Origin of the sequence: Pantoea cypripedii (genome assembly GCF_002095535.1) — a bacterium.
Taxonomy (GTDB): Bacteria; Pseudomonadota; Gammaproteobacteria; order Enterobacterales; family Enterobacteriaceae; genus Pantoea; species Pantoea cypripedii.
The window spans coordinates 4,202,568-4,218,581 of sequence record NZ_MLJI01000001.1; the positions used below are offsets into that span (position 1 = coordinate 4,202,568).

General features: G+C 58.2%; 15 protein-coding genes. 4 read left to right on the forward strand and 11 right to left on the reverse strand.

Annotated elements, in window-relative coordinates; genetic code table 11:
• Positions 1–25 precede the first annotated feature (25 nt).
• From kdpC to HA50_RS19720, 9 genes are all read right to left on the reverse strand, one after another.
• Complete coding sequence (gene kdpC, locus HA50_RS19680; protein ID WP_084877681.1) at positions 26–598, reverse strand: potassium-transporting ATPase subunit KdpC; 573 nt, start codon at positions 596–598, stop codon at positions 26–28.
• Positions 599–609: 11 nt separating this feature from the next.
• The gene (kdpB, locus tag HA50_RS19685) at positions 610–2,658 is read right to left on the reverse strand and encodes a potassium-transporting ATPase subunit KdpB (RefSeq protein ID WP_084877683.1); all 2,049 of its coding nucleotides are present in this window, start codon (positions 2,656–2,658) and stop codon (positions 610–612) included.
• Between the two features lie 7 nt (positions 2,659–2,665).
• Positions 2,666–4,345 (reverse strand): potassium-transporting ATPase subunit KdpA, encoded by a 1,680-nt coding sequence (kdpA, locus tag HA50_RS19690; protein ID WP_084877686.1) that lies wholly within the window; start codon positions 4,343–4,345, stop codon positions 2,666–2,668.
• Positions 4,345–4,434, reverse strand: a complete 90-nt coding sequence (kdpF, locus tag HA50_RS19695) for a K(+)-transporting ATPase subunit F (protein WP_084877689.1) — start codon at positions 4,432–4,434, stop codon at positions 4,345–4,347. Before kdpF ends, kdpA begins: the two co-directional genes overlap by 1 nt.
• A 108-nt stretch (positions 4,435–4,542) precedes the next feature.
• Positions 4,543–5,709, reverse strand: coding sequence for an HD-GYP domain-containing protein (locus HA50_RS19700; RefSeq protein ID WP_084877691.1), 1,167 nt, complete (start codon positions 5,707–5,709; stop codon positions 4,543–4,545).
• Between the two features lie 87 nt (positions 5,710–5,796).
• Positions 5,797–6,126 (reverse strand): HigA family addiction module antitoxin, encoded by a 330-nt coding sequence (locus HA50_RS19705; protein WP_084878627.1) that lies wholly within the window; start codon positions 6,124–6,126, stop codon positions 5,797–5,799.
• A gap of 139 nt (positions 6,127–6,265) precedes the next feature.
• On the reverse strand, positions 6,266–7,225 hold the full coding sequence (locus tag HA50_RS19710) for a 2-hydroxyacid dehydrogenase (protein ID WP_084877694.1): 960 nt from the start codon (positions 7,223–7,225) through the stop codon (positions 6,266–6,268).
• Positions 7,206–8,600, reverse strand: a complete 1,395-nt coding sequence (locus tag HA50_RS19715; protein WP_084877697.1) for an MFS transporter — start codon at positions 8,598–8,600, stop codon at positions 7,206–7,208. The genes HA50_RS19710 and HA50_RS19715 overlap by 20 nt, the downstream gene beginning before the upstream one ends.
• 356 nt (positions 8,601–8,956) lie before the next feature.
• Positions 8,957–9,454 (reverse strand): GNAT family N-acetyltransferase, encoded by a 498-nt coding sequence (locus HA50_RS19720; RefSeq protein WP_084877700.1) that lies wholly within the window; start codon positions 9,452–9,454, stop codon positions 8,957–8,959.
• A 62-nt stretch (positions 9,455–9,516) separates the two neighbouring features.
• Between HA50_RS19720 and HA50_RS19725 the strand changes: the two genes are divergently transcribed.
• A complete protein-coding gene (locus tag HA50_RS19725) occupies positions 9,517–11,349 on the forward strand; it encodes an ABC transporter ATP-binding protein (protein ID WP_084877702.1) in 1,833 nt (610 codons plus the stop codon).
• Here the strand turns inward: HA50_RS19725 and HA50_RS19730 are convergent.
• A complete protein-coding gene (locus HA50_RS19730) occupies positions 11,346–12,461 on the reverse strand; it encodes a GNAT family N-acetyltransferase (RefSeq protein WP_084877705.1) in 1,116 nt (371 codons plus the stop codon). The two genes, HA50_RS19725 and HA50_RS19730, sit on opposite strands and share 4 nt — an antisense overlap.
• Positions 12,462–12,586: 125 nt before the next feature.
• Here HA50_RS19730 and HA50_RS19735 point away from each other — a divergent pair, with 125 nt between their 5' ends.
• The 3 genes from HA50_RS19735 to HA50_RS19745 all read left to right on the forward strand — a co-directional run bounded on the left by HA50_RS19735 (position 12,587) and on the right by HA50_RS19745 (position 15,144).
• Positions 12,587–13,486 carry a LysR family transcriptional regulator gene (locus HA50_RS19735; protein WP_084877708.1) on the forward strand — a complete coding sequence of 300 codons (900 nt, stop codon included), beginning with the start codon at positions 12,587–12,589 and terminating at the stop codon, positions 13,484–13,486.
• A 99-nt stretch (positions 13,487–13,585) separates the two neighbouring features.
• Positions 13,586–14,527: a glutathione S-transferase family protein gene (locus HA50_RS19740; RefSeq protein ID WP_084877710.1), complete on the forward strand. Its 942-nt coding sequence runs from the start codon at positions 13,586–13,588 to the stop codon at positions 14,525–14,527.
• Positions 14,528–14,538: 11 nt separating this feature from the next.
• Positions 14,539–15,144 carry an alpha/beta hydrolase gene (locus tag HA50_RS19745; protein WP_084877712.1) on the forward strand — a complete coding sequence of 202 codons (606 nt, stop codon included), beginning with the start codon at positions 14,539–14,541 and terminating at the stop codon, positions 15,142–15,144.
• On the opposite strand, the gene HA50_RS19750 is transcribed toward HA50_RS19745, so the two are convergent.
• Complete coding sequence (locus tag HA50_RS19750; protein ID WP_084877714.1) at positions 15,141–15,956, reverse strand: sugar phosphate isomerase/epimerase family protein; 816 nt, start codon at positions 15,954–15,956, stop codon at positions 15,141–15,143. The genes HA50_RS19745 and HA50_RS19750 overlap by 4 nt on opposite strands.
• Between the last annotated feature and the right edge of the window lie 58 nt (positions 15,957–16,014).

Here is a 16,014-nt window from a genome sequence, read left to right on the forward strand (position 1 = left end):
GCGCCGCTACGATCATGCCAATGTATTAGTCGTTCAATGCATCCAGCGCCATATTCAATCGCAGCACATTTACCGTCTCTTCACCGATAAACGGCAGCAGCGGACGTTGCGTATGGCGCGTAATCAAATCCTCCACCTGCTGCAACGGCAACTGACGCGCCGCCGCAATACGCGGGGCCTGCCACAACGCGGCCTCAGGTGAAATATCCGGGTCGAGGCCGCTGGCAGAAGCCGTCACCAGATCCACCGGCACCGCCGTCGGTGCCTGTGGATTCGCCGCACGCAGCGCCGCAACCCGTTCCGCTACCGCTTTATCCAGCGCCGGGTTGTTACCGGCCAGGTTGCTGCCGCTGGAGGCCTGCGGGTTATAGGCGCTGTCACCGGTGGCCGACGGGCGGCCCCAGAAATGACCGGGCTGGCTGAAGTTCTGCCCAATCAGCGCCGAACCGCGCACCGCGCCATCCTGCTCCAGCAGCGAACCATTGGCCTGCGCCGGAAACCACCACTGCGCCAGCCCGGTGGTCAGCAGGGGATACACCGCGCCGGTAAGCACGGTCAGCAGCACTAACAATACAATAGCCGGACGTAACTGACTCATCTCTCTTCTCCTCACGCCAGACCGAATACGGTCAGCAGCACATCAATCGCTTTAATACCGATAAACGGCACCACCAGCCCACCTACGCCGTAAATCCACAGGTTACGACGCAGCAACGCAGCAGCGCTCAGTGGCCGGTAGCTCACCCCTTTCAGCGCCAGCGGGATCAGGAACACAATCACCAGCGCGTTAAAAATTACCGCCGACAAAATGGCGGAGTTGGGTGAATGCAGCTGCATCACGTTAAGCATATTCAGTTGCGGATAGGTCGCCGCAAACGCTGCCGGAATGATGGCGAAGTATTTCGCCACATCGTTGGCGATACTGAAGGTGGTCAGTGAACCGCGCGTCATCAGCATCTGTTTGCCGATGTGCACCACTTCCAGCAGCTTGGTCGGGTTGGAGTCGAGGTCGACCATGTTGCCCGCCTCTTTCGCCGCCTGGGTACCGGAGTTCATCGCCACCGCGACGTCGGCCTGCGCCAGCGCCGGGGCATCGTTGGTGCCGTCGCCGGTCATCGCCACCAGGCGTCCTTCCGCCTGATACTGACGAATCAGCGCCAGTTTGGCTTCCGGCGTTGCTTCCGAAAGAAAATCATCGACACCCGCTTCTGCGGCAATCGCCGCTGCGGTTAACGGGTTATCGCCGGTGATCATCACGGTTTTGATGCCCATTTTGCGCAGCTCGGCAAAACGCTCTTTGATGCCGCCTTTCACGATATCTTTCAGCGCCACCACGCCCAGCACCTGCGCGCCTTCCGCCACCACCAGCGGCGTACCACCGGCGCGTGCCACTTCTTCCACCGCCGCGTTGACTTCAGCCGGGAAGCGGCCATTGCTGGCTTCAATGTGGCGACGTACCGCATCCACCGCCCCTTTGCGAATCAGGCGATCCTGCACGTTGACGCCACTCATGCGGGTTTGCGCGGAGAACGGAATAAAACTGGCCCCCATGCTGCTGAGATCGCGTTCACGCAGGTTAAATTTCTGCTTCGCCAGCACCACGATGCTGCGTCCTTCCGGCGTTTCATCCGCCAGCGACGCCAGCTGTGCCGCATCGGCCAGTTGCTGTTCGCTGACGCCGGGAGCGGGCAGAAATTGCGTCGCCTGACGGTTGCCGAGGGTGATGGTGCCGGTTTTATCCAGCATCAGCACATCGACGTCACCTGCCGCTTCCACCGCACGGCCACTGGTGGCGATCACGTTCGCGCCCAGCATTCGGCTCATCCCTGCCACACCGATGGCAGATAACAGGCCACCGATGGTGGTCGGGATCAGGCACACCAGCAGCGCCACCAGCACGGTGATACTGACCGGGGTGCCGCCCCAGGCGGAGAACGGCCACAGCGTTACCGTCGCCAGCAGGAACACAATGGTGAGCGACACCAGCAGAATGGTCAGGGCGATTTCGTTCGGGGTTTTACGGCGTTTCGCGCCTTCCACCATGGCGATCATGCGGTCAAGGAAGGTTTCCCCTGGATTGACGCTGCACTGAATCACCAGCCAGTCGGAAAGGATGCGGGTACCACCGGTCACGGATGCAAAGTCACCGCCGGATTCACGAATGACCGGAGCCGATTCACCGGTGATAGCGCTTTCGTCCACCGACGCCCCGCCTTCCAGCACCTCGCCATCGCACGGGATGATGTCACCGGCTTCCACCAGCACCACATCGCCTTTACGCAGGCTATCCGCTGGGGCGTTTTTCCAGGCAGCACCGTAATGCGGCTCCGCCAGTTTTTTCGCATCGACGCTCTTTTTCACCCCTTTCAGGCTGTTGGCCTGCGCTTTGCTGCGCCCTTCTGCCAGCGCTTCGGCGAAGTTGGCGAACAGTACGGTAAACCACAGCCACACCGCGACACCGGCGGTAAACCCGGCGCTACCGCTGAGCTGACCCGCGACCATGCCGATAGCCAGCACACTGGTCAGCACGCTACCGAGCCACACCAGAAACATCACCGGGTTGCGAAACTGCACACGCGGGTCGAGTTTTTTCACCGCATCCAGTATGGCGGTGCGTGTCAGCGCCGCATCAAACAGGGCCAGTTGTTGACGACTCATGATTCCGTTATCCCTGAATTAATTGCAGATGTTCCGCCACCGGACCGAGCGCCAGCGCGGGGATGAAGGTCAGCGCACCCACCAGCAGCACAGTGCCAATCAGCAGGGCGACAAACAGCGGGCCGTGTGTCGGCAGCGTACCGTTGCCTACCGGCTGCACTTTTTTCACCGCCAGCGAACCGGCAATCGCCATCACCGGGATGATGATGCCGAAGCGACCGACAAACATGCACACCGCCAGCAGCAGGTTCCAGAACGGCGTGTTGGCGCTTAAACCGGCAAAGGCGCTGCCGTTGTTGTTAGCGGCAGAGGAGACGGCGTAGAGCACTTCGCTGAAGCCGTGCGTGCCGGGGTTCGCCATGCCTGCGCGGCCTGCTTCGGTCATCATCGCCAGCGCGGTGCCGATCAGTACCAGCGTTGGCGTTACCAGGATCGCCAGCGCGGTCATTTTCATTTCCCACACATCGATCTTCTTACCGAGGAATTCCGGGGTGCGACCGATCATCAGGCCCGCGATAAACACCGCCAGCAGCACGAACAGCAGCATGCCGTACAACCCGGCACCCACACCGCCGAACACCACTTCGCCCAGCTGTATCAGCCACATCGGTACCATGCCGCCCAGCGCCGTAAAGGAGTCATGCATCGCGTTCACCGCACCGCAGGAGGCTGCCGTGGTGATCACCGCAAACAGGCTGGAGTTGAGGATGCCAAAACGCGTCTCTTTGCCTTCCATGTTGATGGCACTGTCCGCGCCGAGGCTGAGGAAATGTGGGTTACCACGCAACTCCGCCCACATCACCGTCACCACCGCCAGCACAAACATCAGCGTCATCGCCCACAACAACATATGACCCTGACGACGATCGCCCACCTGCTGCCCAAAGGCGAAGCACAGCGCCGCCGGGATCAGGAAGATACTCAGCATCTGGACAAAGTTGGTCAGGGCATTGGGGTTCTCGAACGGATGCGCCGAGTTGGCGTTGAAGAAACCGCCGCCGTTGGTGCCCAGCATTTTGATCGCTTCCTGCGAAGCCACCGGGCCGAGCGGCAGCGTCTGCTGCGCCCCTTCCAGCGTGGTGATCGCATGGTAAGGTTCAAAACTCTGGATGCTGCCCTGGCTGACGTAAAACAGCGCGATCAGCAGGCTGATCGGCAGCAACAGGTAAACGGTGATACGGGTCAAATCGCGCCAGGCGTTACCGAGCGTGGCCAGCGAGCGATTGGCGAAACCGCGAATCAGCGCAAAGGCCACGGCGATACCGGTGGCTGCCGACAGGAAGTTTTGCACCGTTAAGCCAGCCATCTGGCTGAAGTAACTCATGGTGCTTTCGCCGCTGTATGCCTGCCAGTTGGTGTTGGTCACAAAGCTAATCGCGGTATTCAGCGCCAGATCCCAGCTGAGTCCCGGCAGATGCTGCGGATTGAGCGGCAGTGCGCCCTGCATCAGCAAAATCACCAGCAGCACGACAAAACCCAGCGCGTTAAACAGCAGAATCGCCAGCAGGTAATGCGGCCAGCGCATCGCCTCGCCATCGGCACCGGCAAGCCGCCACAGCGCGCGTTCGGTGCGCGGCAGCAACGGCTTATCGGCAATCATCAGCGCCATAAAACGTCCGAGCGGTTGCGCCAGCACCATCAGCACCAGCAGGTAAACCGCAATCAGCAGAAATGCATTGGCAGCCATCAGAATGCCTCCGCGTTAAGCAGGGCATAGAACAGATAGCCCAGTAATATAAAGACCAGCACGATGCCGGTTATCACGCCCACACTCACAGCGACCTCCAGAGGATTTGGTTGTGCTGCAAGCATGCGCGTGGCGATATAAAGAAGGGGTAAAAAGGCGGATGTCGGGCGTAAAAAAAGTATAAAAATGGTCGAAAATCAGGCGCTTTCCAGCGCCCAGATACGATTAAGATCGACGTTTTCCCACAGGCCGCTGTCTTCCGCACCGGTGATGCTGTCAGTACAAAAGCTATTGCCGAGATCGAGTTCTTCTGGCTTGATTTCGCGCTGCGCATGCAGCGACCAGAAGACATGGACTTTTGGCTTCAGCAGCGATTGTTCCCCGGCCTGCACCACCAACGCCACCCGTCCGGAAGCCAGCCGCACCAGCGAACCTACCGGATAAATGCCGATGGATCGGACAAAGGTTTGCAGCAATTTGCTATCGAAGTGACCACGCCAGCTCAGCATCTTGTGCATCGCTTCGGCAGGGGTCCAGCCTTTACGGTAGGGCCGATCTGAGGTCACGGCGTCATACACGTCGCACACCGCGGCCATACGCGAGTAGAGCGTGATCTCCTCGCCTTTCAGACCATGTGGATAGCCACTGCCATCGATTTTTTCATGATGATGCAGCGTGATATCCAGCAAATCCTCATCGGCATCGGCTTCCATCAGCATCTGCGCGCCGACAATCGGATGCTGGCGCATAATAGCCATCTCTTCCGGGGTCAGTCTGCCCGGCTTATTGAGAATTTCCAGCGGCACCGCTGCTTTACCCACGTCATGCAATAAACCGCCCATACCGACCCGCCGTTGCTGGTCTTCATCCAGTCCCAGTTTTTTGCCCAGCGAGATCATCAGGCCGCACACCGCCATTGAATGCAGGTAGGTGTAATCATCATGATTTTTCAGCCGCGCCATGCTGAGTAGCGCCGTGGGTTCACGGGTGAGTGACCCGGCGATTTCATCCACCAGGTTGAGGGTTGAGTTGAGGTTAAGGCCCTGCCCGAGGCGCGCTTCGTTAAACATCGCCAGCACCTGGGGTTTGCCCTGCGTGAAGATAGCCTGTGCCTGGTCAATTTCATGAAAATAGGGGGTTTGCGGGATCGCTTTCTTCGGTTCAGGGGGCTTCTGCGGTGCCTGCACCGATTTATCAAGATCGATCCACACCTCCATGATCCCTTCGTTGCGGATCCAGGCGATCTGGCGTTTATCAGTGATCAGCATCTGGTTGCGAATGCGTTTGTCTTTGATCCACCAAACCTCCAGTTTGTGGACAAACATTCCCGGCCGCAGTTCGTCAACGGTAATCAGCTTTATCACGATATCTCTCCTTAATATCAGTGGATGGTAGAGAGATATCGGCAGCTGAACAAAAATTCTTCAGGCGGTTTTGTGCGATTTATGGCGTCACGCCACCTCATGCCTCTGCGCGAGAAAGGTTTCCAGGGGTGTGACCCGACTCAACTCTTCCTGAGTACGCGCATCGTTTTCGACTTCCCACTGATCAAGGTGACGTTGCAGATTCAGCCAGAAATCCACCGAGGTGGCAAAAACCACCGCCAGCCGATAAGCCATCTCCGTGGTCAGCTTGCGATTGTTATTCACCAACGCGCTGACCGTGTTGCGGTGCACATTCAGCATATCGGCCAAATCATTGACCCTGAGACCCAGCGGTTCGAGGAATTCGTACTGAAGTACATCACCCACACTGGTTGGTTTACGCATTGCCTGTTTCATTGTTTTTTTCATAATTGAACCCGCCATGTTGATCCCTGTCCTGAACAAACCTGGGCAGAAATCTATTGCACTCACGCACTGTGCACAAGTGCAATATTTAACATCATAGCGAATTGTCGAGGCGGATTCCAGATTTCTGTCACACCACCCTGGTCAGCACCGCTTCTCCCTGGGCAAACGCCAGCAGATTTTCGAATACCAGGTCCGCCATCGCCGCCATGGTTTCATGGGTGCTGCTGGCGAGATGAGGGGTGATCACCACGTCATCACGCTGGCGTAACGCTTCCGGCACCGCTGGTTCCTGTTCGAAAACATCCAGCCCGGCTCCGGCGATCTCACCGGCTTCCAGCGCGGCGATCAGCGCCTGCTCATCCACCACGCTGCCACGCGCGATGTTGATCAGAAAACCCTGCGGCCCCAGCGCGCGCAACACCTCAGCATTCACCAGATGATGCGTTGCCGCGCCGCCTGGCAGCGTCAGCACCAGAAAATCCGCCCGCTGCGCCAGTGACAACAGGGAGTCGTGACGGGTGTAAGGCACATCCGGGCGTGAACGCGGGTTGTAGTAATGAATATCCATATCAAAGGCCTGGGCGCGCTTTGCCAGATCTTTGCCAATGCCACCCAACCCGACAATGCCACACACTTTGCCACCTAATTTCGTTGTCAGCGGGTAGCGGCCCTCGCTCTGCCATTTTCCAGCGCGCGTGTAGCGGTCTGCCGCGCTGATGCGCCGCGCCACATCTAGCAACAACGCCATGCCGGTATCGGCAACGCAGGCGTTGAGCACGCCGGGAGTGTTGGTCACCACAATGCCGCGCGCCTGCGCTGCAACGGTATCGATAGCGTCGTACCCCACGCCATTGCTGCAAATCACTTTCAGGTTGGGAAGCTGGCTGATCAATTCAGCGCTGGCCCCCATCAAGGCGTTGCCACTGGTCACCAGCGCGTCGATTTCCCCACCATGCTGCGCCAGCCAGGCGGCCTGATCATCCTGTTGCCACAGGCGATAAGTGGTGAAATGCGCATCCAGATTATCCTGCAAGCGCGCGGGTAATAACGGTCCCTTCATCAGCACCTTAAACTGCTTTGATACCATCTTCTTTCCCCTGTTTTTTATAGGTTGTGGCGGTTGATTGCTGCTCCTCACCGACACGCTCAATCGGTCCCATCACCAGCCAGAACAGCAACGCGGCCACCACGCAATGCGCACCAACAAACACCAGGCCGATGCTGTAGCTGCCGGTCACACCCACGATGATGCCAAACAGCAAGGGGGTGAGGAAACCCGCGATATTCCCGATGCCGTTAAAGATGGATCCTGCCAGGCCCACCGCTTCTTTTGGCGCGGTATCGCTGACCACTGTCCAGGTCCCCGCCCCAGCCGCCACGCCTTTGCCAAAAAAGGCGAATGACATGATGGCGATAATGCCTGCGTTGCTCGGGATCACGGCGGCAAGGATCAAGGTCGCGGCCATCAGCATCCCGACGATATAAGGCGTTTTACGCGCCCAGGAGATGCTCCAGCCGCGCGCCAGCAGTTTGTCCGAAATGTAGCCGCCGCAAATCCCCCCGGCAAAACCGAACAACGCCGGGGCGATGGTGGCAAACCCGGCATCCAGAATATTCATGCCGCGCGCCTGCACCAGGTAGATGGGAAACCAGGTAATAAAAAAGTAGCTCAGCGCGATGATGCAATACTGGCCGATATAGGCGCACCACAGCATGCGGTTGCTGAGCAGCTTTTTGAACATGGCTTTACTCAGCGCCGGACGCGCCTTGAGCGTTTGTGCTGAATCGATATCCACCAGCGCGCCGCCATCAACAATATGACGCAGTTCGCTGGCCGACACCTGCGGGTGCTGCTTCGGGCTACGCATAAAGGCCGACCAGACAAACACCGCCAGCACGCCAATACCGCCGAGCACGAAGAATGGCCACTCCCAGCCGTAGCGCGACACCAGCCAGCCCGACAGCGGTGAGAAGATGGCAACGGCGAAGTATTGCGCCGAACTGAACAGCGACGATGCCCGCCCGCGCTCGGCGCTGGGGAACCACATAATCACCACGCGCGCATTGGCCGGAAAGCTGGGGGCTTCAATCAGGCCGAGAACAAAACGCAGCCCAAACATCAGCGCTAATGCCGCCGTCATACCACTGGAAAATTCGCCGACAAAGCCCATCGCAATGGTGGAGAGCGACCAGAGCGCCAGCGTTACGCCGTAGACTTTTTTGGTACCGAAGCGGTCGAGGAACAAGCCTCCTGGGATCTGGCCGATCACATAGGCCCAGCTAAAGGCAGAGAGGATCAGACCGAGCTGGATCGCCGATAAGCCAAATTCCTCTTTGATCGCCGATCCGGAGATCGACAGGATCGAGCGGTCGGCATAGGCCACCACGGAAAGAAACAGGATCAACATCAGCATCCAGATGCGGACATGACTGGTGCGGTTAAGATTTTTTTCTTGCGACATAAGGTGAATTCCCTGGCTGTGGGAGCCTCCTGCCCCGAAATGATGTTTTCAGGAATACCGCTTAATTTTCCCTGTGGAGAAAATATAGAGAGCCAGGCCGGTAGAGGTCATTGTGCGGATGGGGGAATTGCACGGTGAATTTCGCGCCAGATTTGGCGCATGCCACAAAGAAGGGTGCGGTGCTGCACAGAACCCTGAATTTCCATGCAGCAAAGTGACGGAGTGTGCGCCAGGTCGAGGAAAATACTTCGTTAGATAACTATGTGGGTACTAATGGAATGGTGGAAAGATGCGCGATAAATCGCGCCGCTACAGCCCGCACAATCCGTAACGGCGCGATTTATCGCGCAAAAAAATCAGGGATGACGCAGCAGCGACATCACCACGATATCGTGGTACTCACCGTTGCGCAGACAGGCTTTGCGCCGCACCCCTTCATGCTCAAAACCGATACGCTGGTAAAGACGCAGCGCGCGATGATTATCATGAAACGCTTCCAGCTCAACGCGCTGCACGCCCAACCAGTTAAAGGCGTAATCAATGCCAGTACGAATCAGTTGCTCACCGATGCCGCGTCCGCTGAACGCCGGGTCAACGCTGATACCAAAGCTGATACCGTGACGGGTGCGGGGACGATGCTCCACAAACAACGTCAGCTCTCCCACCATGGTGCCGTCGATTTCGGCCACAAAGGCGATAAAACCGTCCGCATCCATTTTCTCGAACTTTTTCTCCCAGGTCGCCACGCTGGGATAGGGCAATTGCGTGGTCCATTGGTAGACCTCCGGCTGGCTATAAAGGCGCTGGTAAGCTGCCGCATCGCGCGGTTCACGACCACGGATAAGTAATTCCATATCGGTTTTCTCCCTAAGTTGCACTAAGCTGAAAGACTCTATGAGACGGAAAGAGTGACGCTATGCTGTATCGCCGTTTTGAACGTTTTATCAATATTTTCCAGGATGCACCAACGGATTCTCCCCCTTCCACTGTCTGGCCGTTTTATCTCTACTATCTGCGCCAGGTGTGGCCGAGTTTTATCGCTCTGCTGGTTGTCGGGCTGGCTCAGGCACTGATCGAAGTGGCGCTGTTCAGCTATCTCAGCCGTATTATCGATCTGGTGAACCACTCCACCCCCGCCACGCTGTTTAGCGACAACTGGCCGATTTTACTGTGGATGGCGGTGGTCGCACTGATTCTGCGGCCAATCGTGATTGCCGTGCACGACCTGCTGGTGCATCAGAGTATCAACCCCAGCATGACCAGCATGATTCGCTGGCAGCATCACAACTACGTATTACGCCAGAGCCTGAATTTCTTCCAGAACGATTTTGCCGGGCGCATCGCCCAGCGCATTATGCAAACCGGCAACTCGTTGCGCGATTCGGCGGTGCAACTGGTGGATGCCATCTGGCATGTGCTGATCTATGCCGTCACCTCGCTGGTGTTGTTCGCCGAAGCCGACTGGCGTTTAATGATCCCGCTGATTATCTGGCTGGTAGCCTATAGCCTGTCGCTGCGTTACTTCGTGCCACGCGTGAAGCAGCGTTCGGTGGCCTCATCGGAGGCGCGTTCCAAGCTGATGGGCACCATTGTCGATGGCTATACCAACATTGCCACCATCAAATTGTTCGCCCACAACGACCTCGAAAAACGTTATGCACGCGAGGCGATTCAGGAGCAAACCGACAAAACCCAGCAAGCCAGCCGCATGGTCACCAGCATGGATATCACGCTGTCGAGCCTGAATGGCCTGCTGATTGTCAGCACCTCCGGGCTGGCGCTGTGGCTGTGGAGCCAGTCGCTGATTAGCGTCGGTGCCATTGCGCTAGCGACCGGCCTGGTGATACGCCTGGTGAATATGTCAGGCTGGATCATGTGGGTGGTCAACGGCATCTTCGAAAATATCGGCATGGTGCAGGATGGCCTGAACACCATCTCCCAGCCGCTCAGCGTGCAGGACGCCCCCGCCGCGAAGAAACTTCAGGTGACGCGCGGCCAAATCCGCTATGAAGACGTGCGTTTTGATTACGGTAGCGGCCGCCAGGTGATCAATCGTCTCAACCTCAATATCAAACCTGGGGAGAAAATCGGCCTGATCGGCCCGTCGGGTGCCGGGAAATCGACCCTGGTGAATCTGCTGCTGCGGCTGTACGACCTCAATGGCGGCCGCATCATGATTGACGACCAGAACATCGCCAACGTGACCCAGGAAAGCCTGCGCGGCCAGATTGGCATGATCACCCAGGACACCTCGCTGCTGCACCGTTCCATCCGTGAAAACCTGTTGTATGGCCGACCGGATGCCACCGAAGCGGAGCTGATACAAGCGATTCACCGCGCGCGCGCCGACGAGTTTATTCCCTTGCTGTCCGACCCGCAGGGCCGCACCGGGCTGGATGCGCACGTCGGCGAACGCGGCGTGAAGCTGTCTGGCGGCCAGCGTCAGCGTATCGCCATTGCCCGCGTGCTGCTGAAAGATGCCCCGATCCTGATTATGGATGAAGCCACCTCAGCACTGGATTCCGAAGTGGAAGCGGCGATTCAGGAAAGTCTGGAAACCTTAATGCAGGGCAAAACGGTGATTGCCATCGCCCACCGTCTCTCCACTATCGCCAAAATGGATCGCCTGGTGGTGCTGGAGAAAGGTGAAATTGTCGAGATGGGCAACCACCGCGAATTGCTGACCCAGCAGGGTTTGTATGCACGCTTATGGCAGCATCAGACCGGTGGTTTTGTCGGCGTGGATTAATCGCCGCGTCGATATGGCAGGGATTCACGCGCCTCCACCGCCCAGGCGCGCATCCCTGCCCGTTCCTGTTGCAGAAAATCGTCCACTGCGTCACGCAATCCCGGATGGCTGAGATAGTGCCAGGAGTGGGTCAGCTGTGGCTCAAAACCACGCACCAGCTTGTGCTCGCCCTGCGCCCCCGCATCAAAACGCTGTAGCCCTTCCGCGATGGCGAAATCCATGCCCTGATAAAAACAGGTTTCGAAATGCAGCCGATCAAACTCCGCCAGACAACCCCAGTAGCGGCCATACAGGGTGTTGTTATCCACCAGACAGAACGCCATCGCCGCCTGCTGCCCCTGCAATGAAGCGATGCACACGCGGATGCTGTGCGGCATACGCTCCGCCAGCAGGCTGAAGAAATCACGCGTCAGGTAAGGCCGCTGACCCCGCACCGCATAGGTGTTGGCGTAGCAGGTGTAGACAAAATCCCACTGGTCTTCGCGCAGCTGATCGCCGCGATACCAGTCAAAGGCGAAACCACTGCTGGCAACCTGCTCGCGCTCTTTGCGCAGCTGTTTACGCTTGCGTGACATCAGGGTATCGAGGAAATCCTGGAAATCACGGTAGCCGCGATTGTGCCAGTGGTACTGAATACCCAGGCGCGGCAACCAGTCCTCTGCCTGTGCCAGCAGCCCATTGGCGTGCGGCGTGGTGAAGTTAATATGGGCGCTGCTAAGCCCGTGCTGATGCAGATAATCCGGCAATTGGGCAATTAAGCTGGCGGCATCGCCCAGCAGCCGAGCGCCGGTCACCGGGCTGAACGGAATCGCGCCAAGCCATTTGGGATAATAAGCAATGCCCGCCCGCTGGCAGGCATCGGCCCACGCGTGATCAAACACGTATTCGCCCCAGGAGTTGCGTTTGCGATAACCCGGCAGCGCCGCGCGGATTTCCCCCTGTTCGCGCCAGATCAGGTGATCCGGCTGCCAGCCGCTTTCCGGCCGCACGCTGCCGCTCTCTTCCAGCGTGAGCAGAAAAGCGTGGCGTAAAAACGGTTGATCGTCAGGTAATAACGCATCCCAGGCGGCGGCGCTGACGTCCGCCAGCGATGACAGGTGAAGCAAAGACATCCACGGCTCCCGGCCAGATTAAAGGCGAACCTGTAGTCAAACAGGTTTTGCCAGCGGGGAAAAGGTGCAGCGCACCGAATGCCAACCGTTTTATACTCTGGCTTTTTACGCCGTCAGGAAACGCCATGGATCGTCTTGATTGTGACCGCATGTTTGTTGCCGTGCTGGAAGTCGGCAGCTTTGCCGGTGCCGCCGCACGCCTCGGCACCAGCAGCGGCCAGGCCTCGAAGCTGGTGTCAAAACTGGAGCAGGAGCTCGGCGTGCAGCTGTTCAAACGCAGCACGCGTGCGCTGTCCCCCACCGAAGTGGGCCGGGCCTATTACGAACGGGTGAAAAGCCTGCTGGAAGCCTTTGATACGCTGGATGCCACGGTGCGCGAAAGCGCCACCACCCCCACCGGCCGCCTGAAAATCAGCGCACCCGGCACCTTCGGCACCGCCGTGCTCGCCAGCGTGCTGGTGGAGTTTGCCCGTACCTATCCGTTGATTGAACTGGACGTGAACTTCTCCGATCGTGCAGTGAATATCGTCGATGAAGGGTTCGATATGGCGATTCGCATCGGTAAGCTGGACGACAGCAGCCTGATTGCCCGTCGCCTGGGTGATGTGCCGGTACGCGTGGCGGCCTCACCCGGCTATCTGCAACAGCACGGCACGCCGCAGCACTGGCGCGATCTGGCGGCTCATCAATGTATCAGTGACACCAACTTCCGCGATCCCTGGCACTGGCCGTTCGTCACGCCATGCGGCGATAGCGTCAATATGCCGATTCGCGGTCGGTTGTGTTTTTCCAATACCGAAGCCTGTATGCAGGCGGCACTGGCCGGGCTGGGCATTGCACGTCTGCCGGGTTTTATCGCCGCCCCGGCCTTGCAGCGCGGTGAGATCGTCTCGCTGCTCGATGCCTTCGCCACTCCACCGCTCGGCCTGTTTGCCCTCTACCCGCACGCCCGTCATCTGGCACAGAAAACCCGCCTGTTGATCGACTTCCTGGCCGATCATTTCCGTCATCATCCGCCGGGCTGATTCCTTCCATATTGGAAGGAATAAAAGCCATTTTGCCCGGATTATCACCCATCTGCTCAACGGGTAAGCTAACCAGCATCACCACAGAGGAGCAGAGCGATGTTGGTAAACGGTAAGTGGAGCGCAGAGTGGCACCCGGTGCAGGCCACCGATAAACAGGGCGGCTTTGTCCGTCAGACATCCAGTTTTCGTCACTGGATCAGCAGCGACGGATCGACCGAATTTGCCGCCGAGCCGGATCGCTATCATCTGTATGTGGCGCTGATTTGTCCGTGGGCCTCACGCACCCTGATTGCCCGCAGCCTGAAAGGGCTGGAGCAGGTGATTAGCGTATCGGTGGTGGAACCACAGCTCGGTGAGCAGGGCTGGCATTTTGGCGATTATCCCGGTGCCAATCGCGATACCCTGAACAACGCCGAATACCTGCATGAACTCTATACCCGCGCCGCTGCTGATTTCACTGGCCGCGCCACCGTACCGGTGTTGTGGGATAAAAAGACCCAGACCATCGTGAATAACGAATCCGCCGATATTCTGCGTATGCTGAACAGCGGCTTTGGATCCCTGGCCGATAACAGCATCGATCTTTATCCGGCGGATCTGCAAAGCGAGATCGACGCCCTGAATGAATCGATCTATCCGCGTCTGAATAACGGCGTGTATCGCACCGGTTTCGCCACCACGCAAATCAGCTACCAGCAGGCGTTTCATGATGTCTTCAGCCAGCTGGATGAGCTGGAAGAACGGCTGAGTGACGGGCGTACCTTCCTGCTGGGCGAGCAGCTGACGGAAGCGGATATCCGCCTGTTTGTCACGCTGATCCGCTTTGACGCCGCGTACCACGGGCTGTTCAAATGCAACCTGCGTCGCCTGCGCGACTATCCGCAACTCAATCGTTACCTGAAGAGTATGCTGGCAGTTTCTGGCGTGCGTCAGACAGTGAATATCGACCATATCAAACAGGGTTACTATTCAATCAAGGCACTGAATCCGAATGGTATTGTGCCGGTTGGCCCGGATTTGGCGGAATACGGTTTTTAAGGAGCAGCAAGATGGCAAAAGCGTTAGTGATTTTTCTGCACGGCGTCGGCAGCAATGGCGCTGACCTGGCGGGACTCGGCCAGCACTGGGCCAGCGTGTTACCGGATGTGGCGTTCGCCTCGCCGAATGCCCCGATGCCGTTTGAACACGGTATGGGTTATCAGTGGTTCAGCCTGAACGGCGTCACCACGGAAAATCGTCCGGCGCGGGTCCGTGAAGCGCGGGCCGCGTTTGATGCCACGCTGCTACCGCTGATGGCGCAGCATGGGTTTACCGATGCCTGGGATAAAGTGATTCTGGTGGGATTCTCGCAGGGTTCGATCATGGCGCTTGATGCGCTGGCCTCAGGCCGCCATCCGCTGGCCGGCGTGGTGGCGTTCTCGGGACGTCTGGCGTTCGATGGTGCCTTGACACCGCAACCGCATACGCCCGCCCTGCTGATTCACGGCCATGCTGACGGGGTGATCCCGTGGACCGAAAGCGAATCTGCCGCGCTGCGCCTGAAATCTGCCGGTGTGACGGTGGAGACTCGCTTCGAACCGACCACCGGTCATACCATTTCGTCGCAGGGCGCGATGGAAGCCGCCGCCTTTATCGCCCAATGCTTGCAGGATTAAGGCCAGTAGCGATTCAGCGCAGCCCAGGCCTGTTGTGCAGCCACAGCCGGTGGCTGCGCTTTTAATGCATCGTTAAACACTTCAATGCCGACCGGGCCGTTATAGCCCGCGCTTTTCAACTTATCGACAAAACGCTCCACCTCGATAATACCGTCGCCAGGCAGTAAACGCTGGTGGCGTGCCATATCGATAATGGCGTCTTTATTCTGCGGCGGCAGCACCGCCATATCGCACAGCTGAACTTCATAGATACGATCGGCGGGGATACCATCGAGCTGGGCAGCGTCGCCCCCCAGGGCGCAGATGTGGAACAGATCGACCACCAGGCCAATATTGGGTTGATCCAGCCGTTGCAGCCGTTCCCACGCCAGCGGCAGGGTGTTATCGACACTGCACCACGCCATTGGCTCATACATGATCCGCATCTTGTGACGTGCCGCTTCCGAGGCCATCCAGCGCAGATCTTCATCAATACGCTCGGCCAGGCAATCTTCCCGCGTGGTGGCCGGAGCCTGGATAGTGTCGCAACCCAGCGCCTGGGCAATCTGAATAAACTGACGCAGTTCTTCGCGCTTTTGCAGACGTTCACGATCCGGCGCACCGGTGAAGTCGCGTAACACCTGCAAATTGGTAAATCGGAGTTGCTGCTCTGCGGCCAATTGCGCCAGCGCCAATGTACCCTGCGCGCTGGCCTGCACATCTTCACGCCAGATTTCCACCTGATCAAAGCCAGCCGCACGCGCCGCGCGCAGTTTCTGTTCTGGCTCACCGTTTAACAACACCAGGTTAAGGAATTTGGGGTGACTACTCATCAACGGGCTCCTTAATCGTCCGGATAAATCGGTGACAAATTCTGTGCGTCACGCGCAC

Coding starts and splice junctions, on each gene's coding strand:
- HA50_RS19730 (WP_084877705.1), bottom strand. CDS start 12,461: ATGTCTTTGCTTCACCTGTCATCGCTGGCGGACGTCAGCGCCGCCGCC.
- HA50_RS19710 (WP_084877694.1), bottom strand. CDS start 7,225: ATGGTATCAAAGCAGTTTAAGGTGCTGATGAAGGGACCGTTATTACCC.
- HA50_RS19705 (WP_084878627.1), bottom strand. CDS start 6,126: ATGAAACAGGCAATGCGTAAACCAACCAGTGTGGGTGATGTACTTCAG.
- HA50_RS19745 (WP_084877712.1), top strand. CDS start 14,539: ATGGCAAAAGCGTTAGTGATTTTTCTGCACGGCGTCGGCAGCAATGGC.
- kdpC (WP_084877681.1), bottom strand. CDS start 598: ATGAGTCAGTTACGTCCGGCTATTGTATTGTTAGTGCTGCTGACCGTG.
- kdpB (WP_084877683.1), bottom strand. CDS start 2,658: ATGAGTCGTCAACAACTGGCCCTGTTTGATGCGGCGCTGACACGCACC.
- HA50_RS19740 (WP_084877710.1), top strand. CDS start 13,586: ATGTTGGTAAACGGTAAGTGGAGCGCAGAGTGGCACCCGGTGCAGGCC.
- HA50_RS19725 (WP_084877702.1), top strand. CDS start 9,517: ATGCTGTATCGCCGTTTTGAACGTTTTATCAATATTTTCCAGGATGCA.
- HA50_RS19720 (WP_084877700.1), bottom strand. CDS start 9,454: ATGGAATTACTTATCCGTGGTCGTGAACCGCGCGATGCGGCAGCTTAC.
- HA50_RS19735 (WP_084877708.1), top strand. CDS start 12,587: ATGGATCGTCTTGATTGTGACCGCATGTTTGTTGCCGTGCTGGAAGTC.
- HA50_RS19715 (WP_084877697.1), bottom strand. CDS start 8,600: ATGTCGCAAGAAAAAAATCTTAACCGCACCAGTCATGTCCGCATCTGG.
- kdpA (WP_084877686.1), bottom strand. CDS start 4,345: ATGGCTGCCAATGCATTTCTGCTGATTGCGGTTTACCTGCTGGTGCTG.
- HA50_RS19750 (WP_084877714.1), bottom strand. CDS start 15,956: ATGAGTAGTCACCCCAAATTCCTTAACCTGGTGTTGTTAAACGGTGAG.